The 278-nt window shown below is 49.6% G+C and carries 1 protein-coding gene; it reads right to left on the bottom strand.

Annotation, left to right across the window (positions count from 1 at the left end; translation table 11 throughout):
• Nucleotides 1–278, bottom strand: a 278-nt coding sequence (locus QN347_RS19820) for a sulfatase-like hydrolase/transferase (RefSeq protein WP_323494399.1), incomplete at both ends; no start/stop codon positions are given.

Raw genomic sequence — 278 nt, 5'->3', positions numbered from 1 at the left:
GATAGGTACCGACAAACGGGTAGCAGAGACGGCAGTGACTACATCGGTAAAACTGACGAGCTTGCTTTCCTGCTTTAACAGTGGATTGGTAGCGCGCTCATAGCCGTTGAGACTCCAGCGGTCATAGCGTGAGGATTCTCCAATCACCATGACGACGATTTGGGGCTGGTTTTTATCGCCAGTCAGACTCGCTTTAAAGTGGAATTCACTACTCTTTTCTGCGAGTTGCGACAAATAACTGCGCTCATTCCAAAAATCCTTGCCCCGGATAACCAGGC

The sequence above is a fragment of the Sphingomonas sp. 10B4 genome (genome assembly GCF_035019905.1).
Lineage (GTDB): Bacteria > Pseudomonadota > Alphaproteobacteria > Sphingomonadales > Sphingomonadaceae > Sphingomonas > Sphingomonas glacialis.
The sequence above is the reverse complement of the archived record's forward strand: the minus strand, read 5'-3'. Positions and strand labels throughout refer to the sequence as shown.